The 18,411-nt window shown below is 72.5% G+C and carries 15 protein-coding genes; 7 read left to right on the forward strand and 8 right to left on the reverse strand.

Going from position 1 to position 18,411, the window contains the following annotated elements; genetic code table 11:
• Positions 1-12 precede the first annotated feature (12 nt).
• Positions 13-348, forward strand: coding sequence for an STAS domain-containing protein (locus ACN27G_RS28345; RefSeq protein WP_421495778.1), 336 nt, complete (start codon positions 13-15; stop codon positions 346-348).
• Positions 349-368: 20 nt separating this feature from the next.
• On the opposite strand, the gene ACN27G_RS28350 is transcribed toward ACN27G_RS28345, so the two are convergent.
• Together ACN27G_RS28350 and ACN27G_RS28355 are read right to left on the reverse strand one after the other, a co-directional pair.
• Entirely contained in the window at positions 369-923 is a 555-nt protein-coding gene (locus ACN27G_RS28350) for a response regulator (protein WP_421495779.1), read from the reverse strand.
• Positions 924-966: 43 nt separating this feature from the next.
• Entirely contained in the window at positions 967-5,337 is a 4,371-nt protein-coding gene (locus ACN27G_RS28355; protein ID WP_421495780.1) for a HAMP domain-containing protein, read from the reverse strand.
• Positions 5,338-5,711: 374 nt separating this feature from the next.
• Here ACN27G_RS28355 and ACN27G_RS28360 point away from each other — a divergent pair, with 374 nt between their 5' ends.
• On the forward strand, positions 5,712-7,811 hold the full coding sequence (locus ACN27G_RS28360) for a SpoIIE family protein phosphatase (protein ID WP_421495781.1): 2,100 nt from the start codon (positions 5,712-5,714) through the stop codon (positions 7,809-7,811).
• 76 nt (positions 7,812-7,887) lie between these two features.
• On the opposite strand, the gene ACN27G_RS28365 is transcribed toward ACN27G_RS28360, so the two are convergent.
• A complete protein-coding gene (locus ACN27G_RS28365; protein WP_421495782.1) occupies positions 7,888-9,417 on the reverse strand; it encodes an FAD-binding oxidoreductase in 1,530 nt (509 codons plus the stop codon).
• Positions 9,418-9,498: 81 nt separating this feature from the next.
• On the opposite strand from ACN27G_RS28365, the gene ACN27G_RS28370 reads away from it, so the two are divergent.
• A complete protein-coding gene (locus ACN27G_RS28370; RefSeq protein ID WP_421495783.1) occupies positions 9,499-11,586 on the forward strand; it encodes a S9 family peptidase in 2,088 nt (695 codons plus the stop codon).
• 9 nt (positions 11,587-11,595) lie between these two features.
• Here the strand turns inward: ACN27G_RS28370 and ACN27G_RS28375 are convergent, their stop codons facing one another.
• Positions 11,596-11,745, reverse strand: a complete 150-nt coding sequence (locus ACN27G_RS28375; RefSeq protein WP_421495784.1) for a hypothetical protein — start codon at positions 11,743-11,745, stop codon at positions 11,596-11,598.
• Between the two features lie 279 nt (positions 11,746-12,024).
• On the opposite strand from ACN27G_RS28375, the gene ACN27G_RS28380 reads away from it, so the two are divergent.
• The 3 genes from ACN27G_RS28380 to ACN27G_RS28390 all read left to right on the forward strand — a co-directional run bounded on the left by ACN27G_RS28380 (position 12,025) and on the right by ACN27G_RS28390 (position 14,002).
• On the forward strand, positions 12,025-13,242 hold the full coding sequence (locus tag ACN27G_RS28380; RefSeq protein ID WP_421495785.1) for a family 16 glycosylhydrolase: 1,218 nt from the start codon (positions 12,025-12,027) through the stop codon (positions 13,240-13,242).
• A gap of 128 nt (positions 13,243-13,370) precedes the next feature.
• Positions 13,371-13,595, forward strand: coding sequence for a hypothetical protein (locus ACN27G_RS28385; protein ID WP_421495786.1), 225 nt, complete (start codon positions 13,371-13,373; stop codon positions 13,593-13,595).
• Positions 13,586-14,002, forward strand: coding sequence for a PIN domain nuclease (locus tag ACN27G_RS28390; RefSeq protein ID WP_421495787.1), 417 nt, complete (start codon positions 13,586-13,588; stop codon positions 14,000-14,002). The genes ACN27G_RS28385 and ACN27G_RS28390 overlap by 10 nt, the downstream gene beginning before the upstream one ends.
• Here ACN27G_RS28390 and ACN27G_RS28395 read toward each other — a convergent pair.
• The 4 genes from ACN27G_RS28395 to ACN27G_RS28410 all read right to left on the reverse strand — a co-directional run bounded on the left by ACN27G_RS28395 (position 13,889) and on the right by ACN27G_RS28410 (position 17,012).
• Positions 13,889-14,494: an Ldh family oxidoreductase gene (locus ACN27G_RS28395; protein ID WP_421495788.1), complete on the reverse strand. Its 606-nt coding sequence runs from the start codon at positions 14,492-14,494 to the stop codon at positions 13,889-13,891. The two genes, ACN27G_RS28390 and ACN27G_RS28395, sit on opposite strands and share 114 nt — an antisense overlap.
• A 155-nt stretch (positions 14,495-14,649) precedes the next feature.
• On the reverse strand, positions 14,650-15,102 hold the full coding sequence (locus ACN27G_RS28400; RefSeq protein ID WP_421495789.1) for a hypothetical protein: 453 nt from the start codon (positions 15,100-15,102) through the stop codon (positions 14,650-14,652).
• A 61-nt stretch (positions 15,103-15,163) separates the two neighbouring features.
• Positions 15,164-15,964 carry an IclR family transcriptional regulator gene (locus ACN27G_RS28405; RefSeq protein ID WP_421495790.1) on the reverse strand — a complete coding sequence of 267 codons (801 nt, stop codon included), beginning with the start codon at positions 15,962-15,964 and terminating at the stop codon, positions 15,164-15,166.
• 91 nt (positions 15,965-16,055) lie between these two features.
• On the reverse strand, positions 16,056-17,012 hold the full coding sequence (locus ACN27G_RS28410) for a threonine ammonia-lyase (RefSeq protein ID WP_421495791.1): 957 nt from the start codon (positions 17,010-17,012) through the stop codon (positions 16,056-16,058).
• A 178-nt stretch (positions 17,013-17,190) separates the two neighbouring features.
• On the opposite strand from ACN27G_RS28410, the gene ACN27G_RS28415 reads away from it, so the two are divergent.
• Positions 17,191-18,369 (forward strand): DUF4352 domain-containing protein, encoded by a 1,179-nt coding sequence (locus ACN27G_RS28415; protein ID WP_421495792.1) that lies wholly within the window; start codon positions 17,191-17,193, stop codon positions 18,367-18,369.
• Positions 18,370-18,411 lie beyond the last annotated feature (42 nt).

Consider the following 18,411-nt stretch of genomic DNA (forward strand, 5'->3'; position numbering starts at 1 on the left):
TAGGCTGATCGGGTGAACCGGGCGGAGCTGACCATCGGCGTGCAGCGGACGACCGACGAGGCGACGCTTCGCCTCGCCGGCGAGATCGACATGCTCACCGCCGCCAGGCTGTCCAGTGTCGTCAACGAGGTGCTCACCGACGCACCGCCCCGAATCGTGCTGGATCTGGCGGATGTCACGTTCTGTGACTCCCAGGGCCTCGGCACGCTGGTGGTGCTCAGCCGCAAGGCCAGCCACGCGCAGAGCCTGCTGCTGCTGACCAACGTCGGCGAGTTCCTGCTCCGGGTGCTGGACATCACCGGCCTGCGCTCCGCCCTGATGATCCGCAACGAGCAGGCGACCGGCTGACCCGGGCACGCCGCCGGCCGTCAGGCCACGGCTCCCCAGCGCGCCTGCTCCAGCATCTCCGCCGCACGCTCCCGGCTCTCCGGATCGTCCGAGCGCAGCAGTGCGACCGCGTCGTCGACCGCCTCGGTCATGGTCCGCCACTGGTTGTCCCGCTCCCGGACCAGCTCCGACTGCGCGGCGAGCTGCCGCGTCTTCACCCAGAGCTCGACGAAGACCGAGACCTTGGCCCGGAGCACCCACGGGTCGAACGGCTTGGTCAGGTAGTCGACGGCGCCGACCGCGTACCCGCGCAGGGCGAGCTGGGCGTCCCGGTCGGCGGCGGTGAGGAAGATGATCGGTACGTGCCGGGTGCGCTCCCGCCGCTTGATGTGACTCGCGGTCTCGAAGCCGTCCATCTCCGGCATCTGGGCGTCCAGCAGGATGACCGCGAAGTCCTCCACCAGGAGCTGCTTCAGCGCCGCCTCGCCGCTCTCCACCGCGACCGACTGCACCGGCAGCCCCTGGAGGATCGCCTCCAGCGCCATCAGGTTCTCCCGCCGGTCGTCGACCAGCAGGGCCTTGGCAACCTCGCTCACTGGATCGTCCCCCCGCTCCGGATCGTCTCCGCCTCGGACACGGTCACTCCTCGACCTCCCGCCCATCTCCGTTGACCCAGGAGGCCATCAGCTCGATCAACTCGTCCAGGTCCACCGGCTTGGTGATGTAGTCGCTCGCCCCGGCACCCAGCGCCGACTCCCGGTCGCCGGGCATCGCCTTGGCGGTCAGGAAGACCACCGGCAGGTCCGTGAAGCGGTGGTTGCGGCGGATCGCCCGGGTCGTCTCGTAGCCGTCCTGGTCGGGCATCATCGCGTCCATCAACACGATGTCCACCTCCGGATGCTCGGCGAGCAGGCGTACCCCGTCCACGCCGTTGTCCGAGTAGAGCACGGTCATGCCGTGCAGCTCCAACGCGCTGGTCAGGGCGAAGACGTTGCGTACGTCGTCGTCGATGATCAACACGGTGGCGCCGTCGAGCTGCCGGACGGCCGGGGTCACCGGCCGGTCCACCTCCGGCGAGGTGCGCAGCATCGCCGGCAGCCCGCCGCGGTTGGTCTGCAGCGGCGGCACCGGTGTCGGCGCGACCACCGCGTCCGGGGCCAGCACGTCCGGCACGAAGAGGGTGAACGTCGAGCCCTGCCCCGGTGCCGACGAGACCGTGATGGTGCCGCCGATCAGCCGGGCCAGGTCACGGCTGATCGAGAGCCCGAGCCCGGTGCCGCCGTACCGCCGGCTGGTGGTGCCGTCGGCCTGCTGGAACGCCTCGAAGATCAGCCCGAGCTTGTCGTCCGAGATCCCGATCCCGGTGTCGATCACCGTGAACGCCACCACCTGGCGCGCCGTGGCCAGCGCCGGCACGTCGAAGAACGCACCCTCCGGCGCCGGCCCGATCCGCAGCGTCACCGCGCCGTTGTCGGTGAACTTGACGGCGTTGGAGAGCAGGTTGCGGAGGATCTGCTGCAACCGCTGGGCGTCGGTGACCAGGGTCGGCGACAGCTCCTTGGAGATCCTGACCTGGAAGTCCAGGCCCTGCTCCTCGGCCTGCGGCGCGAACGCCTGCTCGACGTAGGCGCGGATCTCGGAGAACCGCACCTCGGTCGGCTCGACGTCCATCCGGCCCGCCTCGATCTTCGACAGGTCGAGGATGTCGTCGATCAGCGAGAGCAGGTCGGAGCCGGCGCTGTGGATGGTGCGGGCGAACTCGATCTGCTTCTCGGTCAGGTTGCTCTCGGAGTTGTCCGCCAGCAGCCGGGCCAGCAGCAGCAGCGAGTTGAGCGGCGTACGCAGCTCGTGGCTCATGTTGGCCAGGAACTCCGACTTGTACGCCGACGCCCGGGCGAGCTGCTGCGCCTTGTCCTCCAGACCGATCCGGGCCAGTTCGATCTCCCGGTTCTTCGTCTCGATGTTGCCCTTCTGCTCGGAGAGGAGCTGCGCCTTGTCCTCCAGCTCGGCGTTGGTGCGCTGGAGCTCGGCGGACTGTTCCTGGAGCTCGTGCGCGAGCCGCTGCGACTGGGAGAGCAGTTCCTCGGTCCGCCGGTTGGCCTGGATGGTGTTCACCGCGATGCCGATGGTGAGCACCAGCCGCTCCAGGAACGCCAGGTGCAGGTCGGAGAAGGGCGCGACGCCGGCGAACTCGATGACGCCGAGCAGCTCCCCCTCGAAGAGCACCGGCAGCACCACCAGGTCGGCCGGGGGTGTGGCGGCGAGCCCGGAGCGGACGGTCAGGTTGCCGTTCGGCGGCGCGCCGACCCGGATCGTCCGCCGGGAGAGCGCGGCCTGCCCGACCAGCCCCTCACCGGGGCCGAAGGTGACGTCGTGGTGCCGGGCCACGTAGCCGTACGACGCGGTGAGCCGGAGCCGCATCACCGCCTCCTCGTTGTCGGCGAGGAAGAAGGCGCCGAGCTGTGCGTCGACAAGCGGGGTCACCTCGGTCATGATCATGCGGCAGACCTCGACGAGATCCCGCTGCCCCTGGAGCAGGCCGCCGATCCGGGCCAGGTTGGAGTCGAGCCAGCCCTGCTCCGCGTTCTTCTTGGTGGTCTCGCGGAGCGTGACGATCATCTGGTTGATGTTGTCCTTCAGCTCGGCGACCTCGCCCTGGGCCTGCACGGTGATCCGCTGGGTCAGGTCGCCGGTGGTCACCGCCGTGGAGACCTGGGCGATCGCCCGGAGCTGGGTGGTCAGCGTGGAGGCGAGCTGGTTGACGTTCTCGGTCAGGTCGCGCCAGGTGCCGGAGACGCCCTTCACCTGCGCCTGGCCGCCGAGCTTGCCCTCGGTGCCGACCTCCCGGGCGACCCGGGTCACCTCGTCGGCGAAGGACGAGAGCTGGTCGACCATCGTGTTGACGGTGTCCTTCAGCTCCAGGATCTCGCCCTGCGCGTCCACCGTGATCTTCTGGCCCAGGTCGCCCCGGGCCACCGCCGTGGTCACCGAGGCGATGTTCCGGACCTGCGAGGTGAGGTTCGACGCCATCGAGTTGACGTTGTCGGTCAGGTCGCGCCAGGTACCGGAGACGCCCTTCACCTGCGCCTGACCGCCGAGCTTGCCCTCCGTGCCGACCTCCCGGGCCACCCGGGTCACCTCGTCGGCAAAGGACGAGAGCTGGTCCACCATCGTGTTCACCGTCGACTTCAACTCCAGGATCTCCCCCTGGGCGTCAACGGTGATCTTCTGCGACAGGTCACCCTTGGCCACCGCCGTGGAGACCTGGGCGATGTTCCGCACCTGGGCGGTGAGGTTCGAGGCCATCGAGTTGACGTTGTCGGTCAGGTCGCGCCAGGTGCCGGCGACGCCGCGGACCTGGGCCTGGCCACCGAGCTTGCCCTCGGTGCCCACCTCCCGGGCCACCCGGGTCACCTCGTCGGCAAAGGACGAGAGCTGGTCGACCATCGTGTTCACCGTCGACTTCAGCTCCAGGATCTCGCCCCGGGCGTCGACCGTGATCTTCTGACCCAGGTCACCCCGGGCCACCGCCGTGGTCACCGAGGCGATGTTCCGGACCTGCGAGGTGAGGTTCGACGCCATCGAGTTGACGTTGTCCGTCAGGTCCCGCCAGGTGCCGGAGACGCCCTTCACCTCGGCCTGGCCGCCGAGCTTGCCCTCGGTGCCCACCTCCCGGGCCACCCGGGTCACCTCGTCGGCGAACGACGACAACTGGTCGACCATCGTGTTCACCGTCGACTTCAGCTCCAGGATCTCGCCCCGGGCGTCGACCGTGATCTTCTGGCTCAGGTCGCCCCTGGCCACCGCCGTGGAGACCTGGGAGATGTTCCGGACCTGTGAGGTGAGGTTGCCGGCGAGCTGGTTGACGTTCTCGGTGAGCGCCCGCCAGGTGCCGGCGACGCCGCGTACCTGGGCCTGGCCGCCGAGCTTCCCCTCGATGCCGACCTCCCGGGCCACCCGGGTCACCTCGTCGGCGAACGACGACAACTGGTCCACCATCGTGTTGACGGTGTCCTTCAGCTCCAGGATCTCGCCCTGCGCGGCCACCGTGATCTTCTGGCTCAGGTCGCCCCGGGCGACCGCCGTGGAGACCTGGGCGATGTTCCGCACCTGGGCGGTGAGGTTGGACGCCATCGAGTTGACGCTGTCGGTCAGGTCCTTCCAGGTGCCGGCGACGTTCGGCACCTCGGCCTGGCCACCGAGCTTCCCCTCGGTGCCCACCTCCCGGGCCACCCGGGTCACCTGCTCGGCGAAGAGCCGGAGCGTGTCGGTGAGCCCGTTGATGGTGTGCGCCAACTCGGCGACCTCGCCCTTGGCGGAGACGGTGATCTTCTGCGACAGGTCGCCCCGGGCCATCGCCGTGGTCACCTGGGAGATCGACCGCACCTGGTGCGTCAGGTTCGACGCCATGGTGTTCACCGAGTCGGTGAGGTCCTTCCAGGTGCCGGCGACGCCGCGTACGTCGGCCTGGCCGCCCAGCTCGCCCTCGATGCCGACCTCCCGGGCGACCCGGGTCACCTCGTTGGAGAAGGACGAGAGCTGGTCCACCATCGTGTTCACGGTGCGGCCGATCCGCAGGTACTCACCGCGCAGCGGGCGGCCGTCCATCTCCAGCGCCATGTGCTGCGAGAGGTCGCCGTCGGCCACCGCCACGATGACCCGGGCGATCTCGGTGGTCGGCCGGCCGAGATCGTCGATGAGCGAGTTGATCGCCCGCTGCCCGTCGGCCCAGGAGCCCTCCAACCCCTCCTCGTCCAGCCGTTCGGTGAGCCGGCCGTCCCGGCCGACGATCCGGCTGATCCGCCGCAGGTCGAGATGCTGCCGTTCCTGGAGGGAGACGACGTCGTTGAAGGCGTCCGCCACCTCGCCGGCCGCCCCGGCCCGGCGTGGCAGCCGCACCTTCAGATCGCCACGGCCGACCCGCCGCAGCGCTTCGGCGAGCTCGCTGAGCAGCACCGCGTGCTCGGCGGCGGACCGCTCCTCGGCAGACATCTGTTTCGCCGTGGTCATCGTTCCTCGCTCGGGTTGGAAGGAGGTGGGCCGACCCGGCCGGCCGGCGCCGCCAGGTGGTCGGCGGGTCCGCTCCGCCGCGCCCGTGCGCTGCCGCACAGGCCGCGACCCCACCCATCATTGTGCCTTTCGTCCATCGGATGCCACCCTCGTCGTCCGTCGGCCGCCGGCAACGGCAGCCGTCCGGTAACGGCAGCCACCCGGACGGACGAGGCGGCAAAGCAGGCAGAACGGTCAAGTTGGGCAGGGTCCAGCGTAGCGCGGGACCGGCCCGGCGGCCCGACCGGCACGAGCCCGGCGACCCGGGCGGGGGCGCGGAGGTGTCTACCCCGGATAGGGTGGCCTGGATCTCGGATCGGTGGAGGATACGAAGGGTGTCAGCGGAGGCGGGCGGCGGCACGGGCACCGGCGGGACGGCGACCGGGGGCACGGGCGAGCAACTGCGCAGGGTACGGCTGCCGGCCGACCGGCGTACCCCGGCGGCGGCGCGCGCCCTCGTCCGGTCCGTCCTCGACGAGGCGGGGCTCGACGAACTGCTGAACGAGGCACTGCTGCTCACCACCGAGCTCTCCACCAACGCCGTCGAACACGCCCGCACCGAACTGGACATCGAGGTCGTCGCGGACGAGAGCGGCCTGACCGTGACGGTCTCGGACTTCGCGGCCGGACCGATCGACGACGTGACGGCGAGACCGCGCAACGATCTGACGGACATCTCGCAGGTGTCGGAGCGCGGCCGTGGCCTGCTCCTGGTCGACCACTTCGCCAGCCGCTGGGGCACCACCCACCAGGCCGCCGGCAAGGGCGTCTGGTTCCGGCTGGACCGCAAGCGCCCGGCCGGCGCGGTGCAGCAGTTGCTGGAGTCACCGCCCCGGCTGATCCTGCACAGCGGCGTCACCAGCCCGCCGGCCCCGTCCGCGCCGAGTGCCGGTGCGATGAGCGCGCTGATGCAGACCGCCCCCGACCCGTACGCGGACGACCCGCTCCCCACCTTCGCGGCCGACCTGCTGGTCCGGGTCGGCGACATGGTCGGCGCCGCCGGTGGCGCCGTACGCCTGGACCGGGGCGACGGCGCCGGCCGGCAACTGCTGGCCCGGTACGGCCGGCAGCCCCGCTCCGGCGACGAGTTGCTGCGGGTGCCGCTGACCGTGCACCGCCCGTACGCCGGGGAGCTGGAACTCGACGCCGCACCCTCCGGATACGCCCGCCCGCTCGCCGCGCTCGTCGCCGAACGGCTCTCCCTGCACCTGGAGAACGACCGGCTGCGCCGCGCCGACGTACGCCGGCAGACCTGGCTGACCTTCCTCGCCGAGGCGAGCGAGCTGCTCGCCCAGTCGCTCGACGTCGAACTGACGATGGCGCTGATCCCGCAGCTCGTGGTGCCCCGGCTCGGCCAGTGGTGCGCGGTGCACATCACCGACGAGTGGGGCCGGCTGAAACTGGCCGCCGCCACCCACGCCGACGAGGCGGTGCTGCCGCAGGTGCACAAGCTCCTCTCCGAGGAGGGTCCGGAGTCGGTGCAGGCCCGGCTCCGCGAGGCGTCCCGCAGCCAGGGGCAGGTGCCGATCGGCCCGCCGCTGGACGGCTTCGCCATCCCGCTGGTCGCCCGGGGGCAGCGGCTCGGCACCCTGGCGGTCGGCCGGCACCAGCGGCACCGGCACGATCCGGACGAGATCGCCGTGCTGGAGGACGTGGCCCGGCGGGCGGCGCTGGCCATCGAGAACGCCCGGATCCACGACGAGCGGCGCAAGGTGGCGCACACCCTCCAGCAGTCGCTGCTGCCGCCGGTGCTGCCGGTGGTCGAGGGGATCGGCTTCGCCGCCGAGTACGTGCCGACCGGGGACGCGGCCGAGGTCGGCGGCGACTTCTACGACGTCGTACCGCTGACCGAGGACCGCTGGCTGGTGGTGGTCGGGGACGTCTCCGGCAAGGGCGTGCAGGCGGCGGCGGTGACCGGGCTGGTCCGGGACGTGATCCGGGTGCTGGTCGGGGACGGCAAGCCGCTGCCGGAGGCGCTCTCCCGGCTCAACGGCACCCTGGTCGAGCGGGGCGGCGGCCGGTACTGCACGCTGGCGCTGGCCGCCGTGGACCGGGATCCGGTCGGCCGGTTGACCGTCTCGCTCTATCTGGCCGGCCACGACCGGCCGGTGCTGGTCCGCGGCGACGGGCGCGCCTCCTTCGTGGGCTCCGGCGGCACGGCGCTCGGCCTGCTCGACTCGATCACCTCTCCCGTCGCCGACGTGCGGCTCAATCCCGGCGACGCGCTGGTCTTCTACACCGACGGGGTCACCGAGCGGCGACGCGGCCGGGAGCTCTTCGGCATCGAGCGGCTGCGGGACGCGGCGGCGCCGCTGGCTGGCTATTCGGCCGAGGTGGTGGCCGCCCGGCTGCGCGCGGCGGCGATCAACTTCTCGGTCGAGTCGCCCCGGGACGACATCGCCATCCTGGTGCTGCGCAACGACGCCACCGGCTGACCGCCACCCGGGGCCGACCCCGGGCCCGGCCCGGCCGGTGGGAACCGACCGGGCCGGGCGCACCCCCGCCCAGGGGTCAGATGCCGCCCGGATAGCGCCCGGGGGCAAGCCGGTGTGCCGGGTCGAAGCGCTCCTTGATCCGGCGCCGCAGCGGCAGGTCGGGCAACTCGCCCCAGAGGTCGACGGCGTCGCGGATCCGGGCCGGCGCGGCCACCACCAGGCAGCGGCCGGATCGGGCACGCAGCACCGCGCGTACGCCGTCCAGGATGGCGCCGACCCGCTCCGGTGACGTGCCGCCCGGCAGGGCGGCGTGCACCACGCCCAGCCCGGCCGAGCCGCGCACCGGCACCGGCGCCCCGACGGCGTCCCGCAGCGCGTAGACGGCGGCGTGCAGGTCACCGATCGGCACCTCGATGCGCAGCGCCACCTCGTCGGGCTGGAACGGGTAGCGGCGCCACCAGCCCGGCGCCGCCGCAGCGGTCGCGGCGTCCCCGCCGAGCAGCGCGGTCAACCGGGCCGCCCGCTCGGCCACCTCGGCCGGCCCGCCCTCCAGCAGCACGGCGAGGGTGCCCGCACCGGGCTCGCCCGAACGGCCGCGCGCGCCGCGCGCCGGTCCGGCCCGCCCCTGCCCACCGGCGCCACGACCCCGGCCGGCGGGATGACCGGAAGCGGCGGGCCCGGCGGGATGGCCGGAAGCGGCGGGGCTGCCCGGTGCCTCGAACCAACCCCGCGCACCCGACCCGCCGGTCGGGCCGGACACCCCCGTGCCGTCCGGACCGACCGGCGGGAGGTGCCCGCCGGAGCCGACGCCCCGGTCCCGGGAGCCGGCCGCCGGCACCCGGCCACCGGGCAGGTCCACCTCGATGGCGGTCGGCCGCAGGTCGGCGTCGAGGACGGCCCCGACCAGGTCGTGCACCTCCAGCGGTGTCCAGACCGACCGGGTCACCCAGGCCCGGCTCGCGGGGATGGGCTGCACCCGCAGGGTCGCCGAGACGAGCACGCCGAGCGCACCCTGCGAGCCGCAGAGCAGCCGGGCCACGTCCGGGTCGGCCGGCGTCGGCCGGGTCTGCGTGAGCACGCCGGAGGCGTCGACGTAGCTGACCCCGACGATCTGGTCGCAGGGCGTGCCGTGCAGGTGACGCAGCGGGCCGCTCTCGTTGGCCGCCACCACGCCGCCGACGGTGGCGCCGGCCGACGGCACGTCGATCGGGAGCCGCCGGCCGGTCCGCTCCAGGATCGCCCCGGCGGCCCGCACCGGCGTGCCGGCGCCGATCTCGGCGACCAGCTCGCCCTCGGGCTGCCGCCAGACGCCGGCGAGCCGGCCGGTGTCCAGCACGATGTCGAGCTGCGACGGGGGCATCCCCCAGTCGAGTTTGGTGCCGGCCCCCCTCGGAACCACCGAGAGGTCGTGTGCGGCGGCCAGCCGGACCACCTCGGTCACCGCCTCCGGGCTGCCCGGCGCGGCGACCCAGCGGGCCACCGCACCGGCCACTCCGTCGGCCGCCCCGGCGGGCCGGGCGAAGCGGGCACCACAGATGTCCGCCAGCCGCCGCGCGATGTCCGCGCTCCCGCGCCGTTCCGTCGAGATCTCCCCCACTCTGGTCATCGTACACATGTGCTAATTTTCGGCAATGCCGGGGCCGGGTCGGGCCGCCCCGCCCTCGCGACGGACGGGTAACGTGACCGGGTGACCTCTGAGACGACCGCCGCCCCCGTCGCCAAGCGGGTGCCGACCGAGCGCACCCACCACGGCGACACGGTGATCGACGAGTACGCCTGGCTCGCCACGAAGGACGATCCGGAGACGATCGCCTACCTGACCGCCGAGAACGCCCACACCGAGCAGAGCACGGCCCGGCTCGGTGCGCTGCGGGAGGCGCTGTTCAACGAGACGAAGCGGCGGACCAAAGAGACCGATCTATCCGTGCCGGCCCGCAAGAACGGCTACTGGTACTACACCCGGACGGTCGAGGGTGAGCAGTACGGCATCCACTGTCGCCGGGCGGTGCGGGACGGCGAGACCGCCCCGCCGATGCCGGACGACGGCGCACCGCTGCCCGGCGAGGAGATCCTGCTCGACGGCAACGCGCTGGCGCAGGGGCACGACTTCTTCGCGCTGGGCACCTTCGACGTCAGCCCGGACGGGCGCTGGCTCGCCTACTCCACCGACTTCGCCGGCGACGAGCGGTTCACCCTGCGGGTCAAGGACCTCTCCACGGGTGAGGTGCTCGCCGACGAGGTGCCGGACACGTTCTACGGCAGCGCCTGGTCGGCCGACGGCTCCACATTGTTCTATCTGACGGTCGACGAGAGCTGGCGGCCGTACCGGGTCTGGCGGCACGCCGTGGGCACCCCGGCGGAGGCCGACGGGGTCGTCTACCAGGAGGACGACGAGCGGTTCTGGGTCGGCGTCGGGCTGACCCGGTCGGAGCACTTCGTCGTCATCGACGCGCACAGCAAGGTGACCAGCGAGGTACGGGTCATCCCGGCCGGCAACCCGACCGGCGAGCCGGCGGTGGTCGCGCCCCGCCGGCAGGGCGTCGAATACTCGATCGAGCACCACGGGCACCGGTTCCTGATCCTGCACAACGACGGCGCGGAGGACTTCGCCCTCGCGTACACCTCGGCGGACGCCCCGGGCGACTGGGTGCCGATGATCGAGCACACCCCCGGCACCCGGCTGGAGGCGGTGGACGCCTTCGCCAACCACGTCGTGGTCTCGCTGCGCACCGGAGGGCTGACCGGGATCCGGGTGCTGCCGGTCGGCAGCACCGAGTCGTACGACATCGACTTCCCCGAGCCGCTCTACAGCGTCGGGCTGGGCAGCAACCCCGAATACCAGACCACCGCCATCCGGCTGCACTACACCTCGCTGATCACCCCGGACTCGGTCTACGACTACGACCTGGTCAGCCGGGAGATGGTGCTGCGCAGGCGGAAGCCGGTGCTCGGCGGCTTCGACCCGGCCGGCTACGAGCAGCACCGGGACTGGGCGCTCGCCGACGACGGGACGAGGGTGCCGATCTCGCTGGTCTGCCGGGCCGGCACGCCCCGGGACGGCTCGGCACCGTGCGTGCTCTACGGCTACGGCTCGTACGAGGCGAGCATGGACCCGTGGTTCTCCATCCCCCGGCTCTCCCTGCTGGACCGTGGCGTGATCTTCGCCGTGGCGCACGTGCGGGGCGGCGGCGAGCTGGGCCGCCGGTGGTACGAGACCGGCAAGCTGCTGGCCAAGAAGAACACCTTCACCGACTTCGTGGCCAGCGCCCGGCACCTGGCGAAGTCCGGCTGGACCTCGGCGGACCGGCTGGTGGCCAGGGGCGGCTCGGCCGGCGGCCTGCTGATGGGCGCGGTGGCCAACCTCGCTCCGGACGCCTTCGCCGGGGTCGTCGCGCAGGTGCCCTTCGTCGACCCGCTCACCTCGATCCTCGACCCGTCGCTGCCACTCACCGTCACCGAGTGGGAGGAGTGGGGCAACCCGCTCGCCGATCCCGAGGTGTACGCGTACATGAAGTCCTACTCGCCGTACGAGAACGTGACCGCCCAGGACTATCCGCCGATCCTCGCCGTCACGAGCCTCAACGACACCCGGGTGCTCTATCACGAGCCGGCGAAGTGGATCGCCCGGCTGCGGCACGTCGCGCCGCAGGGGTCGTACCTGCTCAAGACGGAGATGGGCGCCGGGCACGGCGGCCCGAGCGGGCGCTACGACTCCTGGAAGGAGGAGGCGTTCGTCGCCGCCTGGATCCTCGACCGGTTCGGCATCGGGGCCTGAGCCCGCCGGTCACGGCCGGCTCGCGCGTGCCGTGCCGGCCTTCAGGTCCGCGTGCTCGGGCACGATCCGGGTGAGCTGGTCGAGGCGCCGCAGCCGCCCGTCCGGGGCGACCCGGCCGAACATGTAGATCTCGATGGTCACGACCTGTCGCCGGCGCATCGTCGCGGTCAAGGTGTAAGCGGCGGCCTGGGGCACGCCGCCGGACAGCAGGTCGCCGCGGGACGGATGGAGAGCGGGGCCGCCCGTGCGGCGTTCCTGGAGAGCGTCCTGCGGGTCCTCGGAGTGACGGGATCCGTCCTGCCACATGGCTGACCAGGGCCGGGAGGCCCCGCTCGCCCGGTCCCGCACCCCGTCGCGGTCGACGCACAGCGTACTCGGCAGACCCTCTTTTAGTTAACAACCTTGCAAGAAAGCGCTCTCTGCCGTACAAACATTTACATGCGTACACGCCGAGCCACTCTCGTCCTGGCCCTGCTCGCCGCGACGCTTGTGGTAACCCCGCCCAGCCCGGCCGCAGCAGAGCCGGGCGCGCTCACCTGGAGCGACGAGTTCAACGCACCAGCCGGCACCCCGCCCGACGGCAGCAAGTGGAAGCACGACATCGGCGGCGGTGGTTGGGGCAACAACGAGCAGCAGTACTACACCGACAGCACCAGCAACGCCGCGCACGACGGCAACGGCAACATGGTGATCACCGCCCGCCGGGACAACCCGGCCAACTACCAGTGCCACTACGGCCGCTGCCAGTACACCTCGGCACGGCTGCTCACCGCCGACCGCTTCACCCAGACGTACGGCCGGTTCGAGGCCCGGATCAAGGTGCCACGCGGTCAGGGCATCTGGCCGGCGTTCTGGATGCTCGGCGGCATGCCCTGGCCCGACCGGGGTGAGATCGACATCATGGAGAACATCGGCCGCGAGCCGGGCAACGTCTACGGCACGCTGCACGGCCCCGGCTACTCCGGCGGGAACGCGCTCAGCCACCGTTACACGCTCCCCGGCGGCCAGGCCTTCGCCAACGCCTTCCACACCTTCACCGTGGACTGGGCACCGGACTCGATCACCTGGTACGTCGACGGCATCCAGTACGGCCGCAAGACCCCGGGCGAGCTGAACGGCAATCCCTGGGTCTACGACCACCCGTTCTTCATGATCATGAACGTCGCGGTCGGTGGCCACTGGCCCGGCTACCCGGACGCCAGCACCACGTTCCCCCAGCAGATGCTGATCGACTACGTCCGGGTCTGGGGCTGGAACACCGGCGGCGGCAACCCGGGCACCGGCAACCGGATCATCGGGTTGGCCAACAAGTGCATCGACATCCCCGGCGCGAACCCGGCCGACGGCACCCAGTTGCAGATCTGGGACTGCAACGGCACCGCCGCCCAGAGCTGGACCTTCACCGGCGGCACGGTCCGGGCGATGGGCAAGTGCATGGACGTGGCCAACGGCTCCACGGCCAACGGCGCCAACATCCAGATAGTCGGCTGCAACGGCAACCCGGCACAGCAGTTCGTGCTGAGTGCGGCCGGTGACCTGGTGAACCCGCAGGCCAACAAGTGCGTCGACGTACGCGACCGGAGCACCGCCAACGGCGCGAAACTCCAGCTCTGGGAGTGCACCGGAGCCGCCAACCAGAAGTGGCGGCGCGGCTGATCCCATCGGACGCGCGGCGGTACGCCGACCCGCCGCGACCCCGGCCCCGCACCGAGAACGGTGCGGGGCCGGTTGTCACTCTTCGTGCGCGATATCGTGATATCATCGTCGCGGATCGGAGGTGCGACATGCCCAACATCCTCATCCGCGATCTCAGTCAAGAAGCCGTCGACCGCATCGACGCCGCAGCCGCCAACCTCGGACTCTCCCGCAACGAATACCTGCGCCGCAAGTTCGAGGAGAACGCCAGCCGGGCCGGGGAGCGGACGGTCACCGCCGAGGACTGGCAACGGTCCGCAGAGGCATTCGCGGATCTGGCCGATCCCGTGGTGATGGAGGCCGCGTGGCGGTGACGAGCTGGCTGATCGACAAGTCTGCGTACGTTCGGCTCCAGCTCGGCCAGGCGGCACACCGCGACGAGTGGAGCACACGCATCAGCCGCGGACTCGTCCGGCTCTCCTCGATCACCCGACTCGAACTCGGCTACTCGGCGCGCTCCGGAGAAACGGGACGTCGGCAGTTCGCCGCCCCACCACTGTCGCTGATGCCGGTCGAGCATCTCACACCTGGTATCGAGGGCCGGGCCCTGGAGGTCCAGATGCTGCTCGCCGATCGTGGTCAGCACCGCGCCCCGTCGATCCCCGACCTACTGATCGCGGCGACCGCCGAAAAGACCGGGCTGACCGTCCTCGCCGCCGACAAGGACTTCGACCTCATCGCGGCGGTCACGGGCCAGCCGATCGAATCCCTGGCCGGCTGACGGATCGGGCGTAACGGACCGATTCGCACGGCGCGACGTCAGACGGTGGACCCGGCCGTATCCCGCGCCGGCGATTCCGACCGCCACTGAAGATCCGCGCGGAGCAGCAATAGGGGGCGCGCGCACCGCGTCGACGTACGGGACGAGCCGGCGTACCCCGTGCGAGTCGTGGCCGACCAGGTCGGACTCGACAAGCGAGGTCGCGACGGCCCGGGCGGTCGGTTCCGGGGTGCCGGCGGCGCCGAGGACCCGGACGGCGATCTCCACCAGCTCGTCGGCGGGTACGGCGACCGGTGTGGGGTCGTCTGTGGGTTCGTCGCTCTCCCCGGCGCCGGACGTCGTCACCGACCCACCGGGCGCCCGGCCGGCCGGCGCCGTCGACCAGGACGGCGAGGACGGCACGGAGGGCGAGGACGGCGCTGGGCGGTTGCCGGCGGCCAGGTCCCGGTCGGCGTCGCTCTCGGCACTCCGGATCCGGTCGTCGCGGTGCACGGCTCCACCTCATTCCGTCATACGGAACGCCATTCCATAGTAATCTTCGTCACATTCTCAACCATCCGGTCGGCCTCCGCAACCTGCTGGAAACAAATCGGCCTCGCACCTGATCGGGTGCGAGGCCGTCGCCGCAACGGGCGGCGGTCACCGGCTCAACAGGCGCCCCGCTCGACGGAGACGCTGGCGAACTGGGCGGACTCGTCCGAGAGGTCCCGGTCGAACCACACCACCAGGCAGACCGGATGGTCGCCGTCGGAGTTGGTGAGTTCGTAGCGGTCGGCGCCGCGCGGGTCCCTGCCGGCGTCCCTCAGCCGCACCTTCGCCCAGACATCCCGGGGAAACCGCCCGCCGTCACCACGGTTGCCGACCGAGATCGCCTTCTCGACGTCGAAGACGGTCACGCCGAGCCCCTGCACCGGGGTGCGCTCCAGTTCGTACTCGGCGTTGTCGGCGACCGCGTACACCTCCGACTCGTCGTAGTCGCGGTTGGCGACGCTCAGGAAGATCCCGATCATGACCGCTGCGACCAGCAGCCCGACGAGCCCCGCGCCGAGCCGCCGCCGGGACTGCTCGGCGGCGAGGCGGTCGGCTGGATGGTCCTGCAACGTCTCTCCCCGACATCCGTCCGGCTGCGCATCGGCGTGGCCGGCACCCTACCCACCCCGGTCAATCCCCGCCCGGTCCAGGGCCCACCGCCCCGGGGGCGGCGGGGACGGCACGGGCACCCAGCGCCCGGGAGACCTGGCCGGCCGCCTCGACCACCTGCCGGCCCACCTCCTCCGCCGGCTGGTCCGCCGCCTCGTAACGCAACGCCGCCGCACTCACCCCGCCGATCACGTGTCCGGTGTGGTCGTACACCGCCGCGCCGGCCGCGCGGACCCCCGGCTCGTTCTCCTCGTGGTCCTCGGCCCAGCCCCGGGCCCGGACGGTGGCGAGTTCGGCCAGCAGCGGCCCGACCTCGACGATCGTCTCCGAGGTGTGCCGGCGCAGCCCGGTCCGCCCGGCGAGTGCGGCGACCCGGTCGTCGTCCATGGCCGCCAGCACCGCCTTGCCGATCGACGTGCTGTGCAGATCCAGGCTCATCCCGACCCGGGAGGCGAGCTGGTACGGCTTGCCCCCCTCCACCTTGGCCACGTAGACCGCCTCGTCTCCGTGCAGCAGTGCCAGATGCACCGTGCGGCCGGTACGCCGTTGCAGCTCCTCCAACTCGGGACGGACCCGGGCGGGCAGGTCCAACCGGTGCATCACCCGGCCGGCGAGCGCGAGCATCCGGGGCCCGGTGAAGTAGTCCCCGTTACCGCCCGGCCGGGCCAGCCCGCGCTCGACCATCACCTGGAGGATCCGGTGCACGGTCGCCTTCGGCAGCTTCGCCGCCGCCGCGATGTCGGTCAGCCGGCTCTGCTCGACCAGCGCCTCCAACACCGCGAACGTCTTGTCCGAAGCGCTCGCACCGGTCCGGTCAGCCATGCTTCCAATGTAGGGAACGCCACCGGCGACCCGACCCGCCGGCTCTCCGGCGGTCGGCGTGGAAACGCCCGCTGCTCGGTGCGGATCGGGATCAGTGCGGATCGGGACGGGTGGCGGCCGCCGCCAGCACCGCCGGGTCGACGTTGCCGCCGGTCACCACCGCCACCGTACGCCCGGCGGGCAGCTCGGCGGCGTGGAACATCCGGGCCGCGGTGGCCACCGCACCGCTCGGCTCCACCACCAGCCGGGCTCCCCGGACCAACCGGGTGGTGGCGGCGGCGATCTCCTCCTCGCTGACCGTCACGATCCCGTCCAGCCGGGCACGCAGGTGCGCGAAGGTCAGCGCGGAGAGGTTGGTCCGCAGCCCGTCCGCACTGGTCCGATAGGTGCGGGCCGGCTCCCACTGCCGCAACTCGCCGGCCCGCAGCGACTCGGCGGCGTCGGCGGCGAGCGCCGGCTCGACCCCGACGACCCGGGTCTGCGGGCGCAGCGCCCGGAGCGCCGTGGCGACCCCGGAGGCGAGCCCGCCGCCGCCGACCGGCACCAGCAGCACGTCGACGTCGGGCAGGTCCTCGACGACCTCCAGCCCGACGGTGCCCTGGCCGGCGATGATCCGCCGGTCGTCGAAGGGCGGGATCAGGGTACGTCCCTGCTCGGCGGCGACCGCCTGGGCGACCGGCAGCCGGTCGGCCGGGGCGACCATGCGCACCTCGGCACCGAGGGCGCGCACCTGGTCGACCTTTGCCGCCGGAGCGCCCTCGGGGATCACCACCGTGCACGGCACCCCGTGGACCCGGGCGGCGTAGGCGAGCGCCTGTCCGTGGTTGCCGGAGGAGTGCGTGACCACGCCCCGGGCCCGCTGTGGGGCGTCGAGCCGGGCCACCGCGTGCGTCGCGCCGCGCAGCTTGAACGAGCCGACCGGTTGCAGGCTCTCCGGCTTGAGCCAGAGCCGGTCGTCCCAGCGGCTGGGCAGCAGCGGCGTACGCAGCACCACGCCGGCCAGATCGCCCGCCGCGGTCCGGACGTTCTCGACGGTGACGAGATCCACCTGATCATCCTGCCACCGGGCCGGCGCCCGGTCCCGGTGACGGTGCCGCCCGCGCTCCGGCGGCCGTCCCGCTGGCCGGACCGACGGGGGTGTGGCGGGGAAGAATCACGATCCCCACGGGATGAACAGCCCCAAAGCCTACTATTCCAGGAAGGCAGCGGATGATACGAGGATCGTGATGACCAGCTCCGACGAGCCCGGCGAGCAGCCGTACCGGCCCGGTGCCGGCGGGCCGCCGGCCGGCGGGGAGCAGCCGACGGAGCCCACGGGCGGAGAGCCTGCGGGAGGGGAGCCTGCGGGAGGGGAGCCGACGGAACCGGTCCCCCGGCCGTGGGACTGGGCGATCGATCCGCCGCCGCCGGGTGGGCCGAGCCGGGAGCCGACGCCGGACCCGTCGGCCGGTCCGTCGGTCGACGAGATCCCGGAACCGATCCCGCCGACCGACCGCTACCCGGACACGATCGCCCCCGGCGCGGGTCCCCCGTCTCCACCGCACCCGGAACGGCCGGGCACGTCCGCGCCGCACCCGGAACGGCCGGGCATGGCCGCGCCGCACCCGGAACGGCCGGGCATGGCCGCACCACCACACCCGGCACGGCCGGGCAGGCCCGCAGCGCCGCCGGACTGGTCCACGCCGGAGACGCCGGCCGCCGCACCACCGCTGAGCGGCCTTCCGGCGGCCCGTCCGGAGCCGCCGGCACCATCACCCTGGGGCCCCCGGTCGGGCGGACCGGCGGGCGGCGCGGAGTCCGGCGCCCCGCCGCGCGGCACCGGACCGGTCCCGGAGCCGCGCGGCACCAGCCCGCTCCCGGAGTTCGCCCCACCGACCGACCGGCGATGGTGGTTCGTACTCGGGATCGTGGCCGCCCTGCTCTCCTGCTGCTGCGTGGCCGCCGCGGTGATCGTGCTGACCTGGGGACCGGATTTCTACACCGGCCTGCGCGACCGGAAGCCCCGGGTGGTCGGCCTCGACCAGCCGGCCCGGGACGGCGACCTGGAGTTCCGGGTGCACGGGCTGCGCTGCGGGCTCGCCGAGGTCGGCGACCCCCTGATCAGCCAGCGTGCGGTCGGTCAGTTCTGCATGGTCGACCTGGCGGTCCGCAACCTCGGTGCCCGGCCCGCGCTGTTCCACGACGACCTGCAGGTCGCCTACGGGCCGGCGGGGCAGCGCTTCGGGGCGGACAGCTCGGCCGGGCTCCTCGCCAACGCCGACCAGCTCGGCTTCCTCAGCGAGATCAACCCGGGTAACCGGGTCACCGGGGCGATCGTCTACGACATCCCGCCGGACGCCCACATCGTGCGGCTCCGGTTGCGAGGCGCCGCCAGTTCACCGGGGGTGCAGGTGCGGACCGGCTAGCGCCCGGCCGACGCCGGTCCGCCCGGCCGACGCCGGTCCGCC

This window comes from Plantactinospora sp. WMMB334 (assembly GCF_049179095.1).
Taxonomy (GTDB): domain Bacteria; phylum Actinomycetota; class Actinomycetes; order Mycobacteriales; family Micromonosporaceae; genus Plantactinospora.